Origin of the sequence: Acinetobacter sp. FDAARGOS_558, from assembly GCF_003937785.1 — a bacterium.
Taxonomy (GTDB): domain Bacteria; phylum Pseudomonadota; class Gammaproteobacteria; order Pseudomonadales; family Moraxellaceae; genus Acinetobacter; species Acinetobacter baumannii.
Genome location: NZ_RKJH01000001.1, coordinates 754204 through 776965 on the forward strand (window position 1 = coordinate 754204; position 22762 = coordinate 776965).

At 36.0% G+C, this 22762-nt stretch carries 22 protein-coding genes and 2 pseudogenes; 6 read left to right on the forward strand and 18 right to left on the reverse strand.

The window, feature by feature from the left end:
- Positions 1-169 precede the first annotated feature (169 nt).
- Both EGT34_RS03635 and EGT34_RS03640 read right to left on the reverse strand, forming a co-directional pair.
- Complete coding sequence (locus EGT34_RS03635) at positions 170-964, reverse strand: DUF4198 domain-containing protein (RefSeq protein ID WP_001080992.1); 795 nt, start codon at positions 962-964, stop codon at positions 170-172.
- Between the two features lie 157 nt (positions 965-1121).
- Positions 1122-1550, reverse strand: a complete 429-nt coding sequence (locus EGT34_RS03640; protein WP_001228338.1) for a membrane protein — start codon at positions 1548-1550, stop codon at positions 1122-1124.
- A gap of 228 nt (positions 1551-1778) precedes the next feature.
- Between EGT34_RS03640 and EGT34_RS03645 the strand changes: the two genes are divergently transcribed.
- Positions 1779-2978, forward strand: coding sequence for an MFS transporter (locus tag EGT34_RS03645; RefSeq protein WP_031971922.1), 1200 nt, complete (start codon positions 1779-1781; stop codon positions 2976-2978).
- A 25-nt stretch (positions 2979-3003) separates the two neighbouring features.
- Here the strand turns inward: EGT34_RS03645 and EGT34_RS03650 are convergent, their stop codons facing one another.
- From EGT34_RS03650 to EGT34_RS03670, 4 genes are all read right to left on the reverse strand, one after another.
- Positions 3004-3987, reverse strand: coding sequence for an ion transporter (locus EGT34_RS03650; RefSeq protein ID WP_001221044.1), 984 nt, complete (start codon positions 3985-3987; stop codon positions 3004-3006).
- 138 nt (positions 3988-4125) lie between these two features.
- Positions 4126-4560, reverse strand: coding sequence for a hypothetical protein (locus EGT34_RS03655; RefSeq protein ID WP_000920881.1), 435 nt, complete (start codon positions 4558-4560; stop codon positions 4126-4128).
- Between the two features lie 228 nt (positions 4561-4788).
- A complete protein-coding gene (locus EGT34_RS03660) occupies positions 4789-7428 on the reverse strand; it encodes a bifunctional aconitate hydratase 2/2-methylisocitrate dehydratase (RefSeq protein ID WP_000888596.1) in 2640 nt (879 codons plus the stop codon).
- Between the two features lie 258 nt (positions 7429-7686).
- Entirely contained in the window at positions 7687-8049 is a 363-nt protein-coding gene (locus EGT34_RS03670) for a hypothetical protein (RefSeq protein ID WP_031971924.1), read from the reverse strand.
- A gap of 476 nt (positions 8050-8525) precedes the next feature.
- Here EGT34_RS03670 and EGT34_RS03675 point away from each other — a divergent pair, with 476 nt between their 5' ends.
- The 3 genes from EGT34_RS03675 (at position 8526) to EGT34_RS03685 (ending at position 11174) form a co-directional block, all read left to right on the forward strand.
- Positions 8526-9020: a LexA family protein gene (locus EGT34_RS03675; protein ID WP_001289324.1), complete on the forward strand. Its 495-nt coding sequence runs from the start codon at positions 8526-8528 to the stop codon at positions 9018-9020.
- Positions 9021-9023: 3 nt separating this feature from the next.
- Entirely contained in the window at positions 9024-10322 is a 1299-nt protein-coding gene (locus tag EGT34_RS03680) for a DNA polymerase V subunit UmuC (RefSeq protein WP_000680001.1), read from the forward strand.
- Between the two features lie 153 nt (positions 10323-10475).
- Complete coding sequence (locus EGT34_RS03685; protein ID WP_001072150.1) at positions 10476-11174, forward strand: hypothetical protein; 699 nt, start codon at positions 10476-10478, stop codon at positions 11172-11174.
- Between the two features lie 122 nt (positions 11175-11296).
- On the opposite strand, the pseudogene EGT34_RS03690 reads toward EGT34_RS03685, so the two are convergent.
- Positions 11297-11500 (reverse strand): annotated as a pseudogene (locus EGT34_RS03690) (IS5/IS1182 family transposase); the annotation flags it as partial.
- On the opposite strand from EGT34_RS03690, the pseudogene EGT34_RS03695 reads away from it, so the two are divergent.
- Positions 11501-11917, forward strand: a pseudogene (locus tag EGT34_RS03695) (hypothetical protein); the annotation flags it as partial.
- Between the two features lie 125 nt (positions 11918-12042).
- On the opposite strand, the gene EGT34_RS03700 reads toward EGT34_RS03695, so the two are convergent.
- The 6 genes from EGT34_RS03700 to EGT34_RS03725 all read right to left on the reverse strand — a co-directional run bounded on the left by EGT34_RS03700 (position 12043) and on the right by EGT34_RS03725 (position 15258).
- Positions 12043-12813 carry a TIGR02594 family protein gene (locus EGT34_RS03700; protein WP_000766533.1) on the reverse strand — a complete coding sequence of 257 codons (771 nt, stop codon included), beginning with the start codon at positions 12811-12813 and terminating at the stop codon, positions 12043-12045.
- The gene (locus EGT34_RS03705) at positions 12810-13097 is read right to left on the reverse strand and encodes a holin (protein ID WP_001279704.1); all 288 of its coding nucleotides are present in this window, start codon (positions 13095-13097) and stop codon (positions 12810-12812) included. Before EGT34_RS03705 ends, EGT34_RS03700 begins: the two co-directional genes overlap by 4 nt.
- A 121-nt stretch (positions 13098-13218) precedes the next feature.
- Entirely contained in the window at positions 13219-13437 is a 219-nt protein-coding gene (locus EGT34_RS03710; protein WP_000894311.1) for a hypothetical protein, read from the reverse strand.
- Positions 13430-14128: a hypothetical protein gene (locus tag EGT34_RS03715; RefSeq protein WP_000627456.1), complete on the reverse strand. Its 699-nt coding sequence runs from the start codon at positions 14126-14128 to the stop codon at positions 13430-13432. The genes EGT34_RS03710 and EGT34_RS03715 overlap by 8 nt, the downstream gene beginning before the upstream one ends.
- Positions 14128-14922: a hypothetical protein gene (locus tag EGT34_RS03720; RefSeq protein WP_000030337.1), complete on the reverse strand. Its 795-nt coding sequence runs from the start codon at positions 14920-14922 to the stop codon at positions 14128-14130. The genes EGT34_RS03715 and EGT34_RS03720 overlap by 1 nt, the downstream gene beginning before the upstream one ends.
- Before the next feature lie 87 nt (positions 14923-15009).
- Positions 15010-15258: a helix-turn-helix transcriptional regulator gene (locus tag EGT34_RS03725; protein WP_000594623.1), complete on the reverse strand. Its 249-nt coding sequence runs from the start codon at positions 15256-15258 to the stop codon at positions 15010-15012.
- Between the two features lie 255 nt (positions 15259-15513).
- Between EGT34_RS03725 and EGT34_RS03730 the strand changes: the two genes are divergently transcribed.
- A complete protein-coding gene (locus EGT34_RS03730) occupies positions 15514-16359 on the forward strand; it encodes a phage antirepressor N-terminal domain-containing protein (RefSeq protein ID WP_044862989.1) in 846 nt (281 codons plus the stop codon).
- Between the two features lie 158 nt (positions 16360-16517).
- Here the strand turns inward: EGT34_RS03730 and EGT34_RS03735 are convergent, their stop codons facing one another.
- The 5 genes from EGT34_RS03735 to EGT34_RS03755 form a co-directional block, all read right to left on the reverse strand.
- Complete coding sequence (locus tag EGT34_RS03735; protein WP_000373972.1) at positions 16518-17231, reverse strand: hypothetical protein; 714 nt, start codon at positions 17229-17231, stop codon at positions 16518-16520.
- 215 nt (positions 17232-17446) lie between these two features.
- The gene (locus tag EGT34_RS03740; RefSeq protein ID WP_000067934.1) at positions 17447-18526 is read right to left on the reverse strand and encodes a helix-turn-helix domain-containing protein; all 1080 of its coding nucleotides are present in this window, start codon (positions 18524-18526) and stop codon (positions 17447-17449) included.
- On the reverse strand, positions 18523-19152 hold the full coding sequence (locus EGT34_RS03745) for a hypothetical protein (RefSeq protein WP_000951724.1): 630 nt from the start codon (positions 19150-19152) through the stop codon (positions 18523-18525). The genes EGT34_RS03740 and EGT34_RS03745 overlap by 4 nt, the downstream gene beginning before the upstream one ends.
- 150 nt (positions 19153-19302) lie before the next feature.
- Positions 19303-20754, reverse strand: coding sequence for a hypothetical protein (locus EGT34_RS03750; protein WP_000209676.1), 1452 nt, complete (start codon positions 20752-20754; stop codon positions 19303-19305).
- Complete coding sequence (locus tag EGT34_RS03755) at positions 20754-22706, reverse strand: hypothetical protein (RefSeq protein ID WP_031975009.1); 1953 nt, start codon at positions 22704-22706, stop codon at positions 20754-20756. Before EGT34_RS03755 ends, EGT34_RS03750 begins: the two co-directional genes overlap by 1 nt.
- Positions 22707-22762 lie beyond the last annotated feature (56 nt).

The following is a 22762-nucleotide window of genomic DNA, read 5'->3' on the forward strand; positions in this document are numbered from 1 at the left end:
ATTACTAAACAGAGTTACGGAGATAAATCATCACTAATGAATACCATTCATCTTATCACAAAATTAATTAATTTGTCTCAACATAAGTTTTTGTTAATTACATATGAAGTTTACTAACAAATAAAAAATAGACCCATTCAGATCTATTTTTTATAAAATGAGAATATTCTTACTCGGTAACTTGTAAGCTAACAATCGTATAATTTTGATTTTTAGGCTTTAACTTTAAATCCACTGGAGCTGTGACTTCCATTAAATATTCTCCAGCTTTTGGAAATTTAAGTTCAACTTGTCCTTTATCATCAGCTTTAAAATGTAGTACTTGTTTATCAGTTGCACCTTTTTCTCTTAAATTAATTTCAGCATAAGGTAGGTTCTGGCCTTTTTCACTTATGGTTAGCTGAACTGCTTGGGTAACTTTAAGCTGGTTAGGATGAACAGAAAAATTAACTTTAACTGGTGTATTTGGAAGTTGAATATCTGAAACTTTACCTTTTGAAAGATAACTTTGTAACACCCATTCTCTTGTTACTTCCTCTGTTTTAATTTTTTTAGTTTTAAGATCAGCAGGAATTAGATAGTCACGCTCTTTTCTTGGCGGAGCTTTATCTGCTGGTAAATCAAAAAATAAATGCCACTCCTTTTGATCATATACGTATTTTAAAGGGTAACTCGCCTGAGTTTGCAGAATATATGTACCGTCTTCCGGTAAAGCAACATCGAAAACAGTTACAGATTTATGTAGGGCTTCAGCATTAATAACTTTAGGCTCTTGTTTAGGGGTAATGACGGTAAGCTTGGCATCTTTTAAAGCGTATTCACTATTTAGTGCTTCTTCAGCATAACCAGCTACTACAGGTACTTGTGTCTGCTCAGTTTTATACGCTAATGGCGCAACATAAGGTTCATGAGCAAGGCTGTAACTACATACAAAAACAAGTGATGTTACTAATAATCTATTCATTATTTCTGGATCCTTATTAGGAAAATTTAAATTTTTACAGACAAATCATAAGCAAATGTATTATACACAAATAAAAATAATTCTTATTATCATTAATAAATTTAAGTTAAAGATTTTTATATAAAAAGAAAAAGGCCAAGTGGCCTCTTTCATTACTTCATTGTTCTTTTACTTTTGGAAAAGCTTGATTAAAGTCAATGAGCTTATAACTTTTTACTAAATCATCTTCACCATAAGTCACTTCATAAGTTGTTTCTTTACCATTAAAGTATGCTTCAGCTGGAGTTCCAAATACTTCCCATAAACCTATTGAGGCAACGTCTGCAACCCCATGCCCAAATGCACGACCTACTTTTACCCACTTTGAATAACCTTGCTGGAATGTATAGATTTCAACTCTTGTCCCATCACGGTACTCAGACAAGACAGGTGCCCCAAACTCTGCAATAACATAATTACGAGAGCTACCCGGATTTAAAACATTTAAATTTTTTTTACTTGGTTGATTACCAGCCATAAATACGGCACAACCAGACATAGATAACATAGCCATACCAATAAGGCAGGCAATACATAATTTTCTCACGATTTAACTTCTCTATTTCTTAAGTATTTATACAACTTATTGTAATGCTTAAAGTATTACGCGCTCATCATATCCAATTTGATAAAAGAATTCGATAAATTATTCAATATAAAGATAAAATATTCCGGTTTTAAATGTGCAAACTTCCTCTCGAGATTCTAGTTTTTTATTATTTTGGTCTCTTTTCCCTTATACTTTCTTTTTTGAGTTTCCTTTTATTAATTTATTATGGCGTCACCCCAATCCCCTTCTTCTTCCCCTCGACATTACTCACTCTTCTTGGCAATTTTTTCTCTCGCAGTAGGCGGTTTCTGTATTGGCACTACAGAATTTGTCGCAATGGGTCTTATTCAGGAAATTGCACACAATTTAAAGATTACAGTACCTGAAGCTGGGCATTTTATTAGTGCTTATGCTTTAGGTGTTGTTATTGGTGCCCCTATTATTGCGATTTTGGGTGCCAAAGTACCTAGAAAGACCTTATTGCTTTGCCTCATGCTGTTTTATGGTATTGCCAATGCATGCACAGCTTTAGCACATACCCCAGAAACTGTTTTAGTCTCTCGTTTTATTGCAGGTTTACCTCATGGCGCATATTTTGGTGTCGGCGCTTTAGTCGCGGCTGAACTCGCAGGCCCTTCACGAAGAGCTTCAGCAGTTGCGCAAATGATGATGGGACTAACCGTTGCTACTGTTATTGGCGTACCTTTAGCAACATGGTTAGGTCAACATTTTGGCTGGAGAGCAGGTTTTGAATTTTCAGCAACGATCGCATTCTTTACTTTAATTGCTGTAGCTTGCTTTGTACCGAATATTCCAGTTCAAGCTACTGCCAGCATAAAAACAGAATTAGCGGGGCTTAAAAATATAAATATGTGGTTAACCCTTGCAGTCGGCGCAATTGGTTTTGGGGGCATGTTCTCGGTATATAGCTATGTCTCACCAATTCTCACTGAATACACCAAAGTTAATATCCAGATTGTTCCTATTGCATTAGCGCTGTGGGGCATCGGGATGGTGATTGGTGGTTTAGCTGCGGGTTGGCTTGCAGATAAAAACCTCAATAAAACTATTGTAAGCGTACTCATCAGCTCAGCGATCGCATTTGTAATCGCAAGCTTTCTAATGAGTAATATCTATAGCGCAATTGGCTCTTTATTCTTAATTGGCCTAACCGTTATGGGTTTAGGTGGGGCTTTACAGACACGCCTCATGGATGTTGCAGGTGATGCACAAACGCTAGCAGCTTCACTTAACCACTCCGCCTTTAATCTTGCTAATGCATTAGGCGCTTTTTTAGGTGGTTGGGTACTGAGCTATCAGATGGGTTGGATTGCACCAATCTGGGTAGGTTTTGTACTGAGCCTTGGTGGCCTTATTATCTTACTTATTGCATTTGCTGTAGAAAAAGCAACTCAAAAAGCCTGAGTATGATCAGGCTTTCGTTGAATCTCTAATCTGTTAACTTTTCACCACAGTGCGGGCAATAACATTTCTTCTCTCTAACAGCTTCTTTCTCTTCTAATACTTTTTCGCGCATAATTTGAATAATCAGATTATGCGCTTGTTCTTTTGGTAGCCCTACTTTTTGTCGAATACGTTCTATTTCAACTTCATCATGCATGATATCAATACCACGCACTTGAAGTAACTCACGGAACTCTTGTTCAAGGCGCTGATTACGCTGGTTAAGTTCATTGGCCAAACCAGAAGCTAAAATACCAGCCGGTAAAGCAGCAATCCCTACCCCTAGAATTGTAATTAAGGCTCCCAATAATTTTCCTAGACTAGTTACTGGTGTGACATCGCCATATCCGACTGTAGTTAAAGTCACAACCGCCCACCACATTGCTTTAGGAATAGAGCTAAAAGCTTCCGGTTGCGCTTTATTCTCAACGACATAAATACCAGAGGCAGTCATAATAATCATAATGATTAAAATAAAAATCACTGCCTGAAAAGAACCCTTTTCTCGCTTAATCACACATAACAATATTTGCAATGAGATGAAATAACGAGTTAATTTTAATAGTCGAAGTAATCGTAAAATTCTTAACATACGAAGATCTATTCGTACAAAGAAATTTAGATACGCAGGCAAAATTGCCATGAGGTCAATCAGTGCTTCACCACTTTTCATCCATGCGAAACGTTGCTTCCATGCAGCTTGTGTCGAATCACGCTCGACTATACTCCAGAGCCGTAAGAGATATTCAACACTGAAAATTGCAATTGAAACATTTTCAAAGTAGTCAAACCATATACGGTAGCTGTAATACAGATCATTTACTGTTTCTAGTAATACAGCAACTACATTCCCAATAATTAAGAAAACTAAAAAGTAGTTAATACATCTACTTACTGTCGTTTCGTAATCATGATTATGAAGGTTGTTATAGAAGAACCGACGTACTGTCTTCCATGCTAAAATTCGCATACGGATCTGAACCACGTTATATTGAACATATATTAAGCTCACATACGTAAATTCACCACTATAGCAGCCAATAAAATATTTTATTAATTGTATTAGCTAAACAATCATAAATAATATTTCATATTTACTAATTATATTTTAATGCGCTGCAACATATCTAAACTCATTTTCCTCCCACCATTGCACATCATATATACCGGCATGGGACTTCAAAATGACATTAATATAATTTTGTAGCAACATAATATGGTGAGTAATATCTAACTTTCTAAAAAGAAATCTTCTTAAAATTGGTGTATTTGGTGAAATGAATATTGCAAAACCATTACTGTATTCTTCATAAACGCTAATACCGATATACATCGTAATCTCAGGTAATGGCACTTCTATTTCCCAGCCCCAACGCTCAGCATTTAACTCAATATTTAAGTGATATCTATTTTTTAATATACTATAAATATATTGTGCAATATCTTCAGTTTTCTGTACTAAAGTATTCCCGTCTTCTGCTGATAAATTTTGATCATATAGCTGATAATCATCAAATTTAAATTCAACAATTGTCTTTAGCATTTTTAAATTCCATATATAAAATACCCATGTTCTTTTTAATTATTTTTAAGTTCATACAAATATTTTAAAACAAAATCTTCTTTAATATCTAGCGTTATATTTATTTTTACATTTTATTAGAATAAAACATGATTAATTTATTATTTTAAGAATTAAAATATGTACCAATTCTCATTAAAATAAAAAGGAGCTGAATAATCAGCTCCTTTTTTGTACTAAATCGACCTATTAAGTCAACTGAGCAGCAGCAATTTTCTTAGTATCTACTTTATCAGCAGCATTTGTATATTCGCCCATTTGGTCGAAATTCAAATATTTGTAGATGTCAGCAGACATACTGTCAATTTGAGCTGCATATTGTTGGTATTCTTCTGGAGTTGGTAATTTACCAAGTACAGCAGCAACAGATGCAAGCTCAGCAGACGCTAAGTAAACGTTAGAACCTTGGCCTAAACGGTTAGGGAAGTTACGTGTAGAAGTCGAAACAACAGTTGTGTTCGGCGCAACACGTGCTTGGTTACCCATACATAATGAACAACCAGGCATTTCTGTACGTGCACCAGCACGGCCATAAGTGTTATAGAAGCCTTCTTCCATTAACTGATGTTCGTCCATACGTGTTGGTGGAGCCAACCATAAACGAGTTGTTAATGAACCGCTTGGTACTTTCTCAAGTAACTGACCAGCAGCACGGAAGTGACCAATGTTAGTCATACAAGAACCGATGAATACTTCATCAATTTTGTCGCCTTGAACGTCAGAAAGAAGTTTTGCATCATCTGGATCGTTCGGGCAGCAAAGGATAGGTTCTTTGATTTCTGACAAGTCAATTTCATACACTTTAGTGTATTCAGCATCAGCATCAGCTTTAAGTAAGCTTGGGTTTGCTAACCATTTTTCCATGTTTTCAACACGGCGAGCCATCGTACGTGCATCACCATAACCTTGTGAAATCATCCACTTAAGCATTGTGATGTTAGAACGTAAATACTCAGCAACTTTCTCTTCTGAAAGTGTGATTGCACAACCAGCAGCTGAACGTTCAGCAGAAGCATCAGAAAGTTCGAATGCTTGCTCAACTGTTAAGTCAGTTTCCATTTCTGTTAAGTCGATTTCTAAGATACGACCAGAGAAGATGTTTTTCTTACCTTTTTTCTCAACAGTAAGATCGCCTTCTTTGATTGCATAGTAAGGAATCGCATGTACAAGGTCACGTAAAGTGATACCAGGCTGCATTTTACCTTTAAACTTAACAAGAACTGATTCAGGCATATCAAGTGGCATTACACCAGTTGCAGCAGCGAAAGCTACAAGACCAGAACCTGCTGGGAATGAAATACCAATTGGGAAACGAGTATGCGAGTCACCACCAGTACCTACTGTATCTGGAAGAAGCATACGGTTTAACCAAGAGTGGATAATACCGTCACCTGGACGTAAAGATACACCACCACGGTTCATGATGAAGTCTGGAAGTGTATGTTGCATTTGTACGTCAACTGGCTTTGGATAAGCAGCAGTGTGACAGAAAGACTGCATTACTAAGTCAGCAGAGAAGCCCAAGCAAGCTAAGTCTTTTAACTCATCACGAGTCATAGGACCAGTTGTATCTTGAGAACCAACTGTAGTCATTTTAGGCTCACAGTAAGTACCTGGACGGATACCTTGACCTTCTGGAAGACCACATGCGCGACCAACCATCTTCTGAGCTAAAGTGAAACCTTTGCCAGTGTCAGCTGGTTGTACTGGAGTACGGAATAATGTAGATGGAGCTAAACCTAAAGCTTCACGCGCTTTAGCAGTTAAGCCACGACCAATAATCAAGTTAATACGACCACCAGCACGTACTTCATCTAAAAGTACTGGAGTTTTAAGTTCAGACTCAGCGATTTGTTCGCCATTTTTGAACGCAGTTACTTTTGCTGCAGCATGATCGATTTTAAGAGTAACTTCGTCACCCATGTTCATGTTAGAAACATCGATCTCTACTGGTAATGCACCAGCATCTTCCATTGTGTTAAAGAAGATCGGAGCGATTTTACCGCCTAAGCACACACCACCGTCTTTTTTGTTTGGAATGTGAGCGATTTCATCACCAAAGAACCAAAGAACAGAGTTTGTTGCAGATTTACGAGATGAACCTGTACCAACAACGTCACCAACATAAGCAACTTGATTGCCTTTAGCAATGAGTTCTTTAATTTGGCTTAATGGACCAACTTCACCTGGTTTTTCAGGGTTGATACCATCACGCTCATTTTTCAACATTGCATTTGCATGCAATGGGATGTCTGGACGGCTCCATGCGTCTTGAGCTGGAGACAAGTCATCAGTGTTCGTTTCACCTGTTACTTTGAACACAGTGATTTTGATTTCTTCTGGTACATCTTTACGACTAGTGAACCATTCAGCATCAGCCCAAGATTGTAAAACAGCTTTTGCATTTGCATTGCCAGCTTTAGCTTTATCAGCTACGTCATGGAACGCATCAAATACAAGTAATGTTTTTTTCAAAGCTTCAGCAGCTAAGCTACCTAATTCAGCATCATCCAGAAGCTCAACTAAAGGCGCTACGTTATAGCCACCAAGCATCGTACCTAGTAAATAAACTGCACGTTCTTTAGAAACTAGCGGAGATGTCGCTTCGCCTTTTGCAATCGCTGCCAAGAAAGCTGCTTTTACGTAAGCTGCTTGGTCAACACCTGCAGGAACACGGTTTTCAAGCAAATCAACCAAGAATGCTTCTTCACCTGCCGGTGGGTTTTTTAATAACTCAACAAGTTGAGCAGTTTGAGCATCATCAAGTGGCTTCGGTGGGACTCCGAGTGCGGCACGTTCAGCAACGTGTTGGCGGTAAGCTTCTAGCACGGTGTTCATTCCTCTTTTTTTAAAAAATTACTTGTAAATTCCAGCTTTCACAAAGCTTCACAAGTAATATGGACTACAAAATTTTACTAGAGTTCAAGCCAAAAGTTAATGAGCGCGGGGTGTTTCTCCGTGATGCCCATTATTTTGTAACTAAATACCCGTGTATAAATAATGATCTTAATGACTGACTTATCATGCGGTATTTTAAGTTAAAAGAACACTCCACCTTAGTGGAGTGTTTGAGGATGTCTTATACACTTAGAATTTTTTGTAGTTTGGCATTTTGTCATGTGGGGTAACCAAACACTCATCTGTCATTTGTTTTCTAATCTTTTCTTGTAAGGCTTCTGGATTCGTTTTTAATTCGTCTTGTGGAATGGCGTAAACTTTTTCAATAATATTAAAGATGAATTTTTTCGTAATTTCGTCCTCAATTTTATTAGCATGCTCAATGGCTTGAGGCTTCTCAATTGCTTGCTGACGATCAAACAGAATACTTCTTGCTGCATTTCCCACACTTGTACAATAGCCATGCCATTGCTCTTCAGGTGTTAAAGGCTTTTTTTCTGTACAGCCGACTATTAACATGCCCATTAAAACAAATAAAACTTTTTTCATCATTACTCTACACAGACTATGCTGCCCACATCATACTGAATCTGACAGACTTTGCAAAAATTCTACTTATATGTCTTTATTTTTGCCCAACCTTCAATAAAAAACCGAGATGTTTTCATCTCGGTTTTTAGTGTTCTTCAAACCTTTAGAATCGCCAATTCTGTATGATTAATCTATATACATCTATAGCCAAACCTACTCTAGTATAAACACCAATAAAATAAACATTCTTGTGTTTTGGATAACTATATATAGATGTATTAGTCTTTATTGAACTATAGCTCAACAGTCTACAAATGAGTCTACAAATCTAAAAAATCATTTTCTCACAGCAAAAGTCTAATTTCCGACCAAATGCACAATGAAGCGCGACAAGTTACGACTAGTCATTATTTATCCACAACTTTTTAAATTTGAATTTATGCTCATCTCTAGAATATCATCTTGAATATGTTACAAAATCAAGCTAGGGGAAACATATGAGCGAAATTGCACCATCCATTATCCAGATAAAGCCTTATATAACTCAAGGTTTTGCTTTGTCTGATGTTATGTCTATCAAGCTAGTTGTACCTTCCTCTCATATGCTTATCCCTTATGCACTTGAGAAGATTTCAGCAGGTTTCCCAAGTCCAGCACAAGATTATGTAGATAAAGCGCTCGATATGAACGAGCACTTAATAAAAAATGAAACTGCAACGTTTATTGTCAAAGTTGCCTCCCTATCGATGCTCAACGCTGGCATAGATATTGATGACGAATTGATTGTGGATCGTAGTCTTGATGCAAAGCACGGCGATATCGTTATTGCACTAATTGACAATGAATTCACAGTTAAACGTTTAATGATCGATGAAAAAGGCCAATGGCTTAAAGCAGAGAATCCGGATTATAAAAATATTTATTTAGCGGATGGCCAAGAATTAATAATTTGGGGTGTTGTCACTCATATCATTAAAATGACACGGCATTAACTCATGAAACATGAGAACAAAGTATTTTTTCTCATCGATGTAAATAACATGTACGTCTCATGTGAACGAGTCTTTAATCCAAGTTTAAACAATAAACCAGTCATCGTTTTGTCAAATAACGATGGATGTGCCGTTGCGCGCAGCAATGAAGCAAAAAATTTAAATATAAAAATGGGGGTGCCATTATTCCAGATCAGAGACATAGTAAAAAAACACAATGTTATTGTTCTCTCTAGCAATTATGAACTTTACGCTGAAATGTCGCGCAGATTTCATAAGATTCTTGCATCGTATGTAACTGATGAAGAAGTTGAGAAATATTCAATAGATGAGTGTTTTGTTGATTTTTCAGCTTATGAAAAAAATTTTGACCTAGAAAAGGTCGCTCAGGATATGCGCCTAAAAATATGGAAATGGATTGGTTTGCCCGTGTGCGTAGGTATTGGTCGCAGCAAGACGGAGGCAAAGATATCCAATCATATAGCTAAGAAAAATCAAGGCTTTAACGGCGTTTGCGATCTCGTAAACATGGATCCGTGCAATAAAGAATATTACTTTGCTCAAATAGATGTGAGTGAAGTCTGGGGGGTCGGCCGTAAACATGCAAAAAAGTTGCAAAGCATGGGAATTAATACAGTGCTTGATCTAGCTTGTGCTGAACCACGTGAAATGCAAAAACGCTTTTCTATTGTTATGGCTCGTACTATTAACGAGCTACAAGGCATCTCTTGCCTAGAAATTGAAGACACTCCGCCATCTAAAAAGCAAATTATTAAGTCATGTTCTTTTGGTGCGAAAGTTACCGAACTTATTGACCTACAAGAAGCAATAGCCATGCATGCACAAGAAGCATGTAAGAGATTGAGAGATGATGAATCATTATGCGGCTGTCTTATTGTTTTTGTTCAATCAAGTCCTTTTGATGAAAATGTACCGTTTTATAACAAGTCAATAACCGGCTCATTTTCACAACCAACAGATTGTGCGTTAGATTTCGTAAAAGCTGCAACAAAAATGCTATCTCACATTTTTAAAGAAGGTATTAAGTATAAGAAGTGCGGTGTGATACTAACTGGGCTAGAACCCAAAACAGGTCACACTTATGACCTGCTCACAGATTTCGAAGCTATAGAAAAGAAAGAACAATTGATGAAAACACTAGAGAACGTACACACAAAATTCGGAAAGAAAAAACTCGGTATAAGTTCGTGTTATGTACCAGGTCGCAACTGGTCAATGTCACGAGACAAATTAACTAAGAATCCATTTAAATGGGATGAACTACCTTTAATAACTAAATGAGCAATTTTTTGCTCACTTTCGAAGGATTTTATCAATTTTGAGCAATTTTTTGCTCATTTTTCTATCAAAAACTTAAATGAAATTTCCATTTATTCGACTAGATTAATATTTATGATTATCTAAAATAAGCTAACCTCAGAAATACTCAAAGTTATGAATCAAAAAATTAAAGTTTTATTAATAGATACTATTGGTTGGATTACTTCCATTTGTATCATATTTTTCTTTTTCACTCTTTGGTTATATTCCTACAATCAAATTGATAACCCATTAAAAGAAGCTTGGTCCCTAATGGTAAGCATACTTTCAGCTTTAGCTACTATTGGGGCAGCAATAATTGCAGCTAGTTTATTTAATGATTGGAGAGATTCTCAAACAGGCTTAAATAGATCTGAACTTGCTAGAAATACACAAACATCTTTATATAAACTTGTAAGTTATCTTGATTATTATCATAAGTATGTAATGACACAAAAACATTTATGGAACTCAAAAAACTTCCCAGAGATTAGTAAAAATTTAATCGATCAGGCAGAAAAAATACCTAACGAATGTGAAGAAAGAAGAAGTATATTTCGCAATGAATGCGAAGAGCTCTATAAACAATTTCTGATCGATTTAAAGATTTATGAAAAGACCTTCGACTCCGATCTTAATCTAGATTTAGATCGAATCCGACATTACAGAGGATGTATTGGAGGAATGCTAAGAGACCTATCACAATCAAAATCAGCTTTTGAATTAAATGCAATGACAAATCATCTAAAGAATTCCGAAAAACTATTTAATAAAGAAATACTTGATATAGTAACTTCTGAAATGTCTCAATATATTAATTTAAAAGTAAAATAGTATTTTTATAAATACTAAGCTTTAAAAATCCTCAATTGAGGATTTTTTTTATTACTTTTACCCAAATATAGGCTTTGTTGCATAAAGCCTTTGAAGGTAAAGTTTTCCTAAGTTGCTAAAATTTAGGTTACAACTTGGGTATGAGGTCTGCCTAATTCTGTAAATTTATTTAATACGGCTACACGTGCATGGATCTCATTCACTTGGCTGTCAAAATTCCTTGAGTAGAGTTTATCGCCTAATAATTTGATGCAATGCATCTTGGTTTCGACCAAACTTCGCCGATGATAACCAGACCACTTTTTCCAAAGGGCTCTTCCTAGACGGAGGTCGATAAAATCACGGATAAGCGAAAACGTGAGCTTCTTCAAATGAATATATATATGATTTTGAATGACTATGATAAAGCGCATGCTTTAAATGATAAGCAGCTTGCACAGAAACCAAATGACACAGCACGACTTACATTTAGATGTCAGTTACTTTCACTACAAGGGAAAGAAGCCACTTCGATTAATAGGTGCTATGACTATGTGGCAGAGGTTCTAAAAGTAGAGCTGAACAAACCAGAAAATAAGAAGGACCCAAATTATAAGCAAGCTGAATTTTCATACTTACTTGTAAAGTATAAAGCTGGGCACCTTGAATACAAAGAGAAAATGAGGAAATTCATTGATAGTACAAATGATGAAGCTCTAAAAGCCTCTTTACAAACTGTCTACGATGCAGAAATAAATAATTAATTAAAAAGCCCTGAATATTCAGGGCTTTTTTTAAAGTGCTTTAACGCAAATAGATACGTTTACATTGCTATTGATTGTATGTGCCGTACAGCCACATAAAAGAAAGCTTAGTAATAGTAACTTCATTATGCTTCAGTAACTCTAATTGCTGTCACGCCACTTAATTGCGGTAAGTTGTAACGTTTGCTAGCTGGTTGAGTTGTACGACCATACCATCTGAATTCTTGAAAGTCAGAGTCATTATAAAGTGCATAACAAACTTTATTAGACTGATTGCCTCCAAGGCATACTAACTTTCCAGACTTTTTGTCACGGCCAACTACAAAACAAACATGCCCACCACCCTTTCGAGTTTTAATAGCTACACAACCGTAAGCGGGTTTAGCTAATTTTGTACCATAATTCACATAATCCAATGCACGGTACCAATGCTTAGGATAAGCAATTCCAGCTGATTTCAAGCAATGTGCAACGAAGGTCCCACACCAAGCCGTTTCATCGTCAGCCCACCAAGCCTTTAGCTCCGAGAGCCATTTTAAAATAGTTGGGTTATGCTGTTTACCAGGTATTTCTTGAAGGCCAAGATGCTTTTTTGCTTCTGCAATCCAAGCTAATTCATCAGGCTTTGTTGGTGTTGGGATATTCAATAAAGAATTGATCCCTACTAACTGGCCTGTTAATTGCGGGCCATTAAGTCGTGGTTGAGAAATTTTCTTTCCAATCCATGACAGAACAAGCATCAAAGTACCAGTAACAAATGCATGATATTTTTCAGGAATAACTTCATAATCAACACCCCATTGTAGTGCTGGCAATAAAATTAGCATGATGAATGCACCTACGGCGGGTAACTTAACAGATAGATACTGCCAAGCATTGTTTTCAATTAACTTCATTCATCTTTCCTCTTTCGTAAATTATCTTGCTCTAGAGCTTCTAAAGCTTTGATTCGTAATTCGCTTTCTTTTTCACGTAATTCACTTTCTTTACGTTCTCTGCGGTCACGTCTCCACTGAAAAATGAAACTTATGAATAGGCCAACAACAGCCACTATTGCACCTGTATAGCTCAACCAATTAATTGAAGTTAAAGAACCAAATGCGCTTGCTAAACCACTCCAGAAGGTAGTTTTATTAGCAAAAGTTGTGACTGTGACTTCAATTGCCTGATGATCAGACATGACCTATTCCCCACGTTTCATTTGGAGCTATTTTTGCAAGTGTTATTGTTCTAAATAGAGTATGGTTCCAAATACAAAGCACGAAAAAAGTCTGAATTAATCAGACTTTTCTACATGAAAACTATCGGCCTCTACTTGCTAGGGCATTTAATCCCTTAATGACTTCTTGACCTAATTTTAAGAATACGTTATGACGTTCAATTTCATTTTCTAAATACTTCTTGCGGTTTTCCCATGCTGATGAATTGAAGTAAGTACTTTCAAAACTCAAAGGCATTTTTAATGCATCCGATAAAGGCATTGGGCAGTTTTCAGAAATACTACTTGCTGTCTCAAGCAAAAGATCGGTCCAACTCTTTGATGATTCCTGTAAAGATGGAAGCGGTGCGAAATCGTGCAGGCGCGTCATCTGCACCTCTTTCCACTAAAATACCGTGGTTATCAACGCTTAACCGTAAATGAGTAAATAACTCATTGTTTAAATTATTAAAGTCTTTATAGCACAAATCAAAATCACTAGCTGGCATTTTCTTAATGAAATCTAGCCGCTGCTTAAATTGTTCTTCAAATAATTGAGGATTTGTTCTATCCGGCAATAAAGCTAAGTGCTCATGATTAGAATAACTCAACTGAAAAGCCATCATGCAGGCAATCCATTCAGCGACATTCTTACAATTTGCCTCTAAGAACTCCACTTCCATTCCAATAAGCTGTCTAACTGTAATTCCATTTTGAGTAGTTTCAGTTTTCCAATTATTTTCTGATTGAAGGAAAACTTTAGACCAGTCTGTGTTCACCTCCAACATAGTATTACTTTGTTTTTCAAGATACTTCAGCAGCAGTAAATATCGTTCTTGAATAGTTAAAACCAAAGGATCAAACACACTATCTAAAGCTGATTTAAGAAAAGCTGTAAGTCTTTTTTCATTTAAATTCGGCGCAATGATTGAAATTTTAAGACACTGCTCAAAACTCAATTCTTGCATTTGAAAAGTATTATCGCCTACATACACTGGATCAAAAGTAATCATTAGTTGCCTCCATACAATGAATAAATGTCTTTTGAATCCCATGCAGTTCGACTCATCAAACTTATATTCACGGCCAAACTTAACCGGTTACCTTTCTCATCAATTGGCGCAACAATTGGTGCAGAAACACTTTCAATAATGAAAGGTTTATAAGTTTTGCCGTGAGTTGTCAGAGACACAAAGGGTGGGATTACACCTGAAAACAACCCTTCTAAAGTTGAGTTTGAGTCATTAACCACATTCTGAAGTGTAGAATCAGAAGATAAAGAAACTGGAAGACTCCAAGCCTCTAATTGCATGATCCTGTCTTCAACTTCTGTTTTCGCATCACTAAAGGCAAGGAAGAAAATAGAAAGGTTGAGCCGTACTGAAGAAGTAGATAGGAATACTTGAGTTGTATTCACTTTAGTTAGATTGGTACGCCCTTCAACGCTCTGCATAGCATCTTGAACCCCAAGTTTTGATAAAACTTGAGCTATAGGATTACTTTGCATCTGTTCAGCGACTTGTGATAGCTGACCTGATTGTAAGCCTGCCATGAGCATAGGCATTTTTAGCTCAGGATTACTATTCTCAAATGGAGTTTGCCATTGGCTCTCAATGCTTTTATCACCGTCCGTTAATAAGGCTCTAATCACTGGCGAGCCAGCAATAGGATTCCCCTCTTTGTCACATAGAGAAAACTCTGCGTATTTGTGCTTTGAAATAGAACCATAGAATGGATCTGATTCATTACTTGGTAAATTAGTTTTTGCTGTATTTACAGCTGGTGCATAAGCTAAAGCTTTGGACATAAAAAAGCCCTACTCATTGAATAGGACCATTATTTACAAATATGAAAGTTTAAAAATTAGTTAGTTCCAACTCTACAAAAAATATTTTTAGTTTTCGATATCTTTATCATCACATTCAAGCCAAAAGACATCTTCAAACTTCTCGCATACACCAGCTTTTTTGAGTTCAGTGTAGATTAAAAAAGCCGTTTCAATTGTGATATTTTTTCCTTTTTCTGCGTCACTTATCTTCTTTCCCAGTACATGGTTATTTGAAATAAATCCGCATTGTTTCGCTAACTGATACGCCGTCATGCCGGCCTTATCTCGTAAGGCAATAATATTATTCTTAATCATCTCAATTCTCTAAAAAAGATAATTAATCATAACACAATAAGATTGCATTCTTTTTATATTTTAATTTATTTTAATATTGCATTATTTAAATACACTATATATAGTTATTCACAACAGGCTCTAAACCTGAAACAACAAAGCCCTTGCAGGCTACCAACCAAATGCAAGGGCTTCTATCAACAACCACGAAAGGATATTGATGTGTCTAATTTATCATACATACCACAAGTTGTACCATTTCATGATGCAGAACTTATGATTATTGAACATCATGGGCAGCCTTATACACCAATGAAACCTATCGTTGAAGCTATGGGGCTAGATTGGAAAAGCCAGTTTGTTAAATTAAAAGATCGTTTCAGTGCAACTATGGTGGAAATCACCACAGTTGCCAATGATGGGAAAAGTCGCTTAATGACTTGCTTACCTGTCCGAAAATTAGCTGCATGGCTTTACTCAATCCACGCCAACAAAGTCCGGCCTGAACTTCGCGAAACAGTCATCATGTATCAACAAGAATGTGATGATGTGCTTTGGGATTACTGGACAAAAGGACAGGCAATAAACAAACGTCTTACGATTACCCCTGAGCAGCAGCATGCACTACATGAGATAGTTGACCGCCGTGCTGGTAAAAACCGCAGCCAACGGGCATCTATGTGGGTACGACATAACAGACATTTTGGCATAGCTAAGTACAGCCAACTTTTATCAATACATTTTGAAGAAGCTAAACAATACTTAGAATCAATCAATGTTGTTGAAAAAGTGGAATCAGATCCTTTACAACGGCTTGAAAATCTTTTAGATCGAGTTTCATCACGTTATCCAGCATTAGAAAACCCTCTGGCTTATGAAATTGCTCAACAAGTAGGTGAAAAGTTAAAGTATCAATCTCCAAATGGCCCTAAAAACTTCTGGATTTCAATTCAGGAAAGTGGTGCTGTTGCAGTACATCAATACACTTCACATCATACACCTGTAAATGTCGTACAACTTCGGGAGAAATTCAATCAACTATGGGATTTTTTACATAAAGATGAGGTACTTGAATTAGGTAAAGTTTTAAAGAGGTTTCCCTATGAACCTATCAGAGGATAAGGGCATATAATTATTTTAAGATGTTCCACCAGAACTCCCCAAATTAAGAAAACCAGCTAGTTAGCTGGTTTTCATTTGTTAAGCACCTTACGAACAGTTAAACGATTTCCCTTGATTTATCGATTACTTTTTTAATTCATGTCTTTTTAACTAAAGCTTTAGCTATTAGATCTATATTTTTGGTCCAATATCTTAAACTTTAGATACTGACTTGGCCTGTAGCCATATTTCCACATTTTATACCATTGGTAAAATTCACTTTTTTTACTAATATTAAAACTACAGTTAATATGATATTCACTATATTGCTCAAAATTGAAATTATTTAAAATAGCACCTATGATTAATGCACCATTAGATATATAAGTATGCTGACCACATATTTCTCCATAGTAATCCTCACACATATGTTTTAACCCATAAGAACCTAACATATTATTATTTATATTCTTATTTTTTCCAAAATATGACATAAACTGCTGAGCATATTCTATTTGTTTTAACCAGTCTGTACTTAAAATTCGGCCTTCAATAAAATGCTGTTCATACTCTATTTTAGACATTCTATATTGACGTTGATAATAACGATCTGAAAATATTAATGGAGAATAGAATCCACAATAACCCAATAATGGGTTTTTTTTCAAAATATCTTCTACTTTCAAATGTAGAATTGAGATATCTTCATTAGTAAACTTAGCAACTGCTTTATGCCATGGGAGTTGACATTCTTTTTTAGATATTAAATCCAGCTCACATGAAAGTTGCGTACCATTTAGTTTTTTTGCTTCTTTAGCTAAAGCTCTAGCACGTTGACTGGTCAATCCTGAAGGAAATACGAAGTTCTTATCAGACATGATTATACGATCCATCTGTGTAGATAAAAATTAGACCACTCCAAAAATCTAGATCTACACTAATGTTGTAAATCATATATACGTACACATCATTACTTAAGGAATGTTCGCTCCGTAATACGGTTGGAGTGACAAGCTTAGTGTGGAAGCATAGATTTATTATGACTATTTTTTTTAAAAAGAAAAGTTTTTTTATTAAAAAAGGAAACCCTCCTAATGGAGGGCCTATCTTATTCTAAAATTCGTATATTTGGTTTTTTCTTAACTATATTTAATGAGTAGAGTGAATCAATGTCTTCTTTTGGTGTTTGCAATAAATTAGATAACTCATCAATTGAGTAACCTAAGTCTTCTCTATAGTATTCAAAAATTTGATCTATAGTTACAGCCTTTTCTTTAGGAAAATCCAACTCTACAGGTTCCTTAGTCCTATAACCATTCTTAGTCATTTGTATCCATAGATACTTTTTCTGGGATGGTGTTAATAAGCCTTCTCGTTCTGCTGTTTTAAGAAGAGCATTCATAGAAACTTTCCAAACCAACTTTAAGGTAGCGAGCTTTTCTAAAGTAATTTTCCCAGTAAGATATGGTCTAATATCTTTTGAAGGCATCAAAAGAGCACTTGCAAAACGGTTAGCCTCATCCTCCATATTTTCTGAAGGGAGTTTATGCATAATTGCATGACCTAACTCATGCGCCAGTGTGAAACGTTGTCTATCTGAGGGCATATTTTTATCAATAAAAATACAAGGGTTTAAACCAGGTACTTTTATTGTTACACCAGACACACCTTCTTGAGAGAAATCGCAATGAAATACGAGACACCCTGCCCTCTCAACATAATCGGTTAAATTCTTTAATGGGCCATTAGGAATTAACCAAGTTCTTCTGAGCAATTCAGCAACTTTTTCAGGAGTTTCATATATATCTAAACTTAAAAAAGGAAGTGGTAAATCCTCCTCAAACTCAATAGCTTTAACTAACTTCATAGAGTTAAATAATCGAATATTAAGTTCAGCTTCAAGTTGTTCAATAGCCCTTTTACCGATTGAAGAGTTCTTCCTGTACATGGGATGAACACTTAACGGTAAACCAAATGGCTTATAGGTCTCATAAAATATTGAAACGGGAAAGTTTAAAACTTTGGCAAGATTTGAAACCATTTCCTCATTAGGCTCTAACAATCCTGCTTCAATTTTTGACAGAGTTCCCTGAGACAAAGAAGCCATTTTAGCAAGAGCTGTTTGTCCAAACCCTCTAAACTGCCTTACTATCCTTAATAACTCAGGATTAAAGGTCAAATTACTCACGATTCACCTTCTGCTTTTTTAAATCCACCGCCAGTGGATTTCCCTTTGAAACGACGTTTTGTTTGATTATCCTTAACAGTATCAAAGTCACTTGTATCTTTGCTTTCGTCAAATTCAACGAATGATGTTTGGCTATCAATTAAACTTACATTCCAAGCAACGGAATTTTTATCTCTAGCAATCATTTTGATATTATCGATTTGAGTAGCAGACTTATTTAAAGTATAGATAACTTCAATACGTGGAATATTACTAGCTATATCAGCTTCAGCTAATAAATTATAATTGAGTTCAGGATCATGAAAGCTTTTAGCCGAATCTGTTTGAACGTTTTTACTTCTTCCAGTCCTATCTGCCAATTTAAAACGAAAAACAACTTGCTGTTGAATTACAAAAAGTACCGTAACACCTTTATCTATAATAAAAACGTCACTACGTCCCATAAATTTTTCTTTGAGTAAATTAATTACAGTTTCCCAAACGAATGTGGCACGTCCGCGTGAACTCCATTTTCCAAAAAAAGGACTTTGCAGCCACAATGACCACGCCTCCTTAATAGCCTGAATAATAGAATTAGAATATGGTTGGATTAAACTTTTAACATGTAATTCTTCAGCTATAGCCATAAAGCGGCTCCAAAATATTTTACTTAACTTTATACACTATTTTTTTACTTTTCTATAGTTTTTTATTCCTAAATTATTCCCAAAAAACATATTAGAACATTTATTAGTCAACAATAGATTAATTAAATGTTCTAATACCAATGTTAAAAATTAAAACTTATATTTTTTAATGTTTATAATCAATGATTTAATAACAAAAAGAGGATCCTTAGATACATAATCTATTAATTTTAAATAATTACATGCATTAGAGAATAATGAATCGTACATTTGCACACTAATGAAATCATCACCAAGCACTTGTTGTGCATATTGGATAGCATCTTTTACACTTACTGGTTCAGGTTCACCAAACAAACCTACATTACTGCTATCTAAAGCCTGTTTCTCTGCAAATTCAGCTAAAGCTTTAAATAACATGCTCATTTTTTTTGAACTGCGGCTATTCTTGGCGAGAAATACGGCGAGCTCCGCAACACCTTCTCCTAGATCCTCAAAAAGCCCTTGCTGCTTTACAAACTCAACAATATCTTGATCATTTTGCTTTGCAGATAAAATGGTATTTGCTGCATCAATAATTGCATTAGCAACACGTTGATCAATGGCTTGCTCCATTCCATCAACGATTTGATCTGATATATCTTGAACATTTCCACGACTTATAGCTTGCGCTTCAATAAATTTAGGCGCAGCAACACCAAGCGCATTAAGCATATTTTGAAGATCTGGTTTTGTATGATCAGCCATCATTTCTAGCAAACGATCATCATTGTACACTTTACTAAAAATTGCGGCCTTGATTCTGTTTATCAGTGCTTGTGTTGGTTTTTTATCTTTCGTTGTGTACTGGGCAGCTTCTGTATCACCTAATTTACTTAAAAAACCTTGAATAAACTTTTGATTACTTACTGCTAATAAATCGCCATCTTCACTCGGGTTAAAAAGAGCCAGTAAATTCTCATCTAAACGTTTAGCATCAGCTTTAGCACGTTCAGTTGCTGTAAAAGACAACTTATCATCTTGGTTAGCATCTATGGCAAATTGAGCTCTATCAATCTCAGTTGTACGAATACGTATCAAGATTGGTTCAGCTATTGCTTGGACCTGCTCACTGCTAAAGCCAAAGTAATCAGCTTCATCAATCAACCATTGTTTATACTCATCTGCGGTACCGCGCTCATAGGCAAGCTTGATTGCCATTGTTCGGCCATTTCCTGATTCAACAACTAAATCATCACCAGTTATCGGTGCTCCCGTGTCTGCCCGACCTGAGCGGCCTAGGCTTTCGGGGTCTAAATCATTAGCAGTTTTCTGTACCCATGCTTGTGAGGATTCACGACTACGATCTCGTGGCTGCAATTCTTGCGGATAATTAGGGTTTTCCGCACCAGTTGCTGTATGAGATGCAATTACTTGATCAATATCAACTAAGGCGAATACAGTAGAAATCTTTTGTCCTTTGGCTGTTTTCACATTATTAGTTCTACCCTTCAAAAGCCCAGTGAAGGGCTGTTTAGGTTTAAAGAAGCTGATCATTTGATCAATTACAACTAATGGATTTTTAGCAATATCTTGAGTAGAAATTAGATTTAATGTTGTCATTAGATATTCTCCGCTTCCATTTTTTGTACTTGATTCAAGAGCTCTGTCACCGCTGGAATAAGAAGTGGATCATTTAAGTCTTTTTCTGCTTCATCTCGAATTTGCTCTAATAACTCAAGATTAACTTTAACCTGCCCTTCAATTACTGAACGGTAAAGTTGATTACCTTCATCATTTGTCGTACTAGGCTGAAGATCTTCAACTTCTGTCGGAGCATTTAGTTCTTTAAATTCTTCATTATCTGAATTTTGGGCTGGCTCTTTATTTCTGAGGCGATCCGCTAAATGTTCATCTGCCCATGCTCTTGAATATTCATAAAATGCTGTTAAATATTCTGGTGAACCTTCGGCACCATTCCAGTTTTTTAAGAATTCACCACGGCGATCTGAAACCCAAGCCATAAAGTCTATGTTGTTAGAATCTTCAGGATTTTCCAAAGTGTCTAACCATGCTTGCATCATTTTGTTTTCAGCTATACCAGCTGTACGTGCTGCTAATACTTCTTCATCTCTTTTTTGTTTAGCTTCATTTTCGGCATCACAAAGTTTTTTTGCTTCTAATTCTGCTTGCTGTTGAGCCAAAGCCTGGTCATCTAGATCAGAAATCCATTCACGTGCCCAAACTACTGCATCAGAATCCCCCTCTAGAGCCTTATTGATACGTTCAAAGAATGCTTGGTAACGTAAACCATCTTCACCTGCCCATTCAGGATCAGCATTTAAACGCTTTAAGTCGGCTTTTAAACGTTCGGCTTCTTCATCAGAAATACTATCTGGTAACTCATTATCGAGACTATTCTCTTTAATGATTACTTCATTTTCTTCAGATTGCTTGGTTAACAATGTATTTTGCAACTGATCCAATTCATTTAATAAATTGGAAATTTCTACACTTAAAGAATTTAATTGACTTTGTTTTTGCTCGAGACGTAGTTCAGCATCTGCTAAAGCCTTGGCCTTTTCTGCTTTTTTAGATTGTAACCGCTTAAAACGATTACTATTTTGGTTAATCAACTTCATAATTCGACCAGCGAGAACTGGAATTGATATTCCTTCTCCCTGATTAGGCTGAATTGCAGCCGTAATATCCCGATTGTTCATTAAAATCTTCCATGAAATTAATGCATCTGCTGGACTAATTTTTTTTGATAATCGATCTGGCTTATGAAAAAGGATTGTGAAGTTTTGACCATCATCAAAATCATAAGTAAGAGCAATTTGAAGGACTTTTTTATGCTTAAAGGGCTTACTTTCCGTAACGTTAACGATTTTGACGCCAGTTTTTGAAAACTGATCCATAGAGTGATGCAAAATTGCAGATAGCTGCTCTAAATGCTGGTAATCAACGATAATAGAGTCATAATGCGCTTCTTCTACGCCTAGACTAGATAAAAGCGTAGGTAACCCATCAAATTTACTTAATAATTGGCTGTGATCATCATTTCGTTGCATATCTAATAACAACTTAGAAGTATCACCCTCATGAGAAATTAAATTGATTCCATCCCATTCAGGTTTTTCAGCTGCGACAACATTTTGTAATTGTTCTAGTTGCCATCTTTGAATCGGTTTTGAACCTGTCAAATTAAATTGTTTTGAAGATAAATGGCGCTTAAGTCCAAATTGATTCGTTTCAATAACATCTGTAACACAAGCATCAAACATACGGCCAAATTGCAGTATCGCTAAATTAGCTGCATGCTGGTCATCGATAGCGCCTAATACCGCAACGGAATCAAACGCATCTATCCCACCCTTTTTGCCTTTTAAATTTACAACACGCCAGAAATCATTTTCCGTGTAATCTTCAGTGACTAAAGCATTAATTTGACGGTAATCACCCTTAATAAACCCAATTGAACAAGCACCACTATTCACCATGGAGTCAAAACCATGTACTAATCGGCTTTGATGTAGTGCGTGTGTTTGAATGAAAATTGATTTAACACTCACAGAGTTATCCTCATTTTAATTTGAGGATATTTTCTCAATTAGGTGAATCTATAAAG

Bases quoted from the DNA above. Each gene is read 5' to 3' on its own strand.
- EGT34_RS03635 (WP_001080992.1), bottom strand. From the start codon at position 964: ATGAATAGATTATTAGTAACATCACTTGTTTTTGTATGTAGTTACAGC.
- EGT34_RS03645 (WP_031971922.1), top strand. From the start codon at position 1,779: ATGGCGTCACCCCAATCCCCTTCTTCTTCCCCTCGACATTACTCACTC.
- EGT34_RS03650 (WP_001221044.1), bottom strand. From the start codon at position 3,987: ATGCGAATTTTAGCATGGAAGACAGTACGTCGGTTCTTCTATAACAAC.
- EGT34_RS03655 (WP_000920881.1), bottom strand. From the start codon at position 4,560: ATGCTAAAGACAATTGTTGAATTTAAATTTGATGATTATCAGCTATAT.
- EGT34_RS03670 (WP_031971924.1), bottom strand. From the start codon at position 8,049: ATGATGAAAAAAGTTTTATTTGTTTTAATGGGCATGTTAATAGTCGGC.
- EGT34_RS03675 (WP_001289324.1), top strand. From the start codon at position 8,526: ATGAGCGAAATTGCACCATCCATTATCCAGATAAAGCCTTATATAACT.
- EGT34_RS03680 (WP_000680001.1), top strand. From the start codon at position 9,024: ATGAAACATGAGAACAAAGTATTTTTTCTCATCGATGTAAATAACATG.
- EGT34_RS03685 (WP_001072150.1), top strand. From the start codon at position 10,476: ATGAATCAAAAAATTAAAGTTTTATTAATAGATACTATTGGTTGGATT.
- EGT34_RS03700 (WP_000766533.1), bottom strand. From the start codon at position 12,813: ATGAAGTTAATTGAAAACAATGCTTGGCAGTATCTATCTGTTAAGTTA.
- EGT34_RS03705 (WP_001279704.1), bottom strand. From the start codon at position 13,097: ATGTCTGATCATCAGGCAATTGAAGTCACAGTCACAACTTTTGCTAAT.
- EGT34_RS03715 (WP_000627456.1), bottom strand. From the start codon at position 14,128: ATGATTACTTTTGATCCAGTGTATGTAGGCGATAATACTTTTCAAATG.
- EGT34_RS03720 (WP_000030337.1), bottom strand. From the start codon at position 14,922: ATGTCCAAAGCTTTAGCTTATGCACCAGCTGTAAATACAGCAAAAACT.
- EGT34_RS03725 (WP_000594623.1), bottom strand. From the start codon at position 15,258: ATGATTAAGAATAATATTATTGCCTTACGAGATAAGGCCGGCATGACG.
- EGT34_RS03730 (WP_044862989.1), top strand. From the start codon at position 15,514: ATGATTATTGAACATCATGGGCAGCCTTATACACCAATGAAACCTATC.
- EGT34_RS03735 (WP_000373972.1), bottom strand. From the start codon at position 17,231: ATGGATCGTATAATCATGTCTGATAAGAACTTCGTATTTCCTTCAGGA.
- EGT34_RS03745 (WP_000951724.1), bottom strand. From the start codon at position 19,152: ATGGCTATAGCTGAAGAATTACATGTTAAAAGTTTAATCCAACCATAT.
- EGT34_RS03750 (WP_000209676.1), bottom strand. From the start codon at position 20,754: ATGACAACATTAAATCTAATTTCTACTCAAGATATTGCTAAAAATCCA.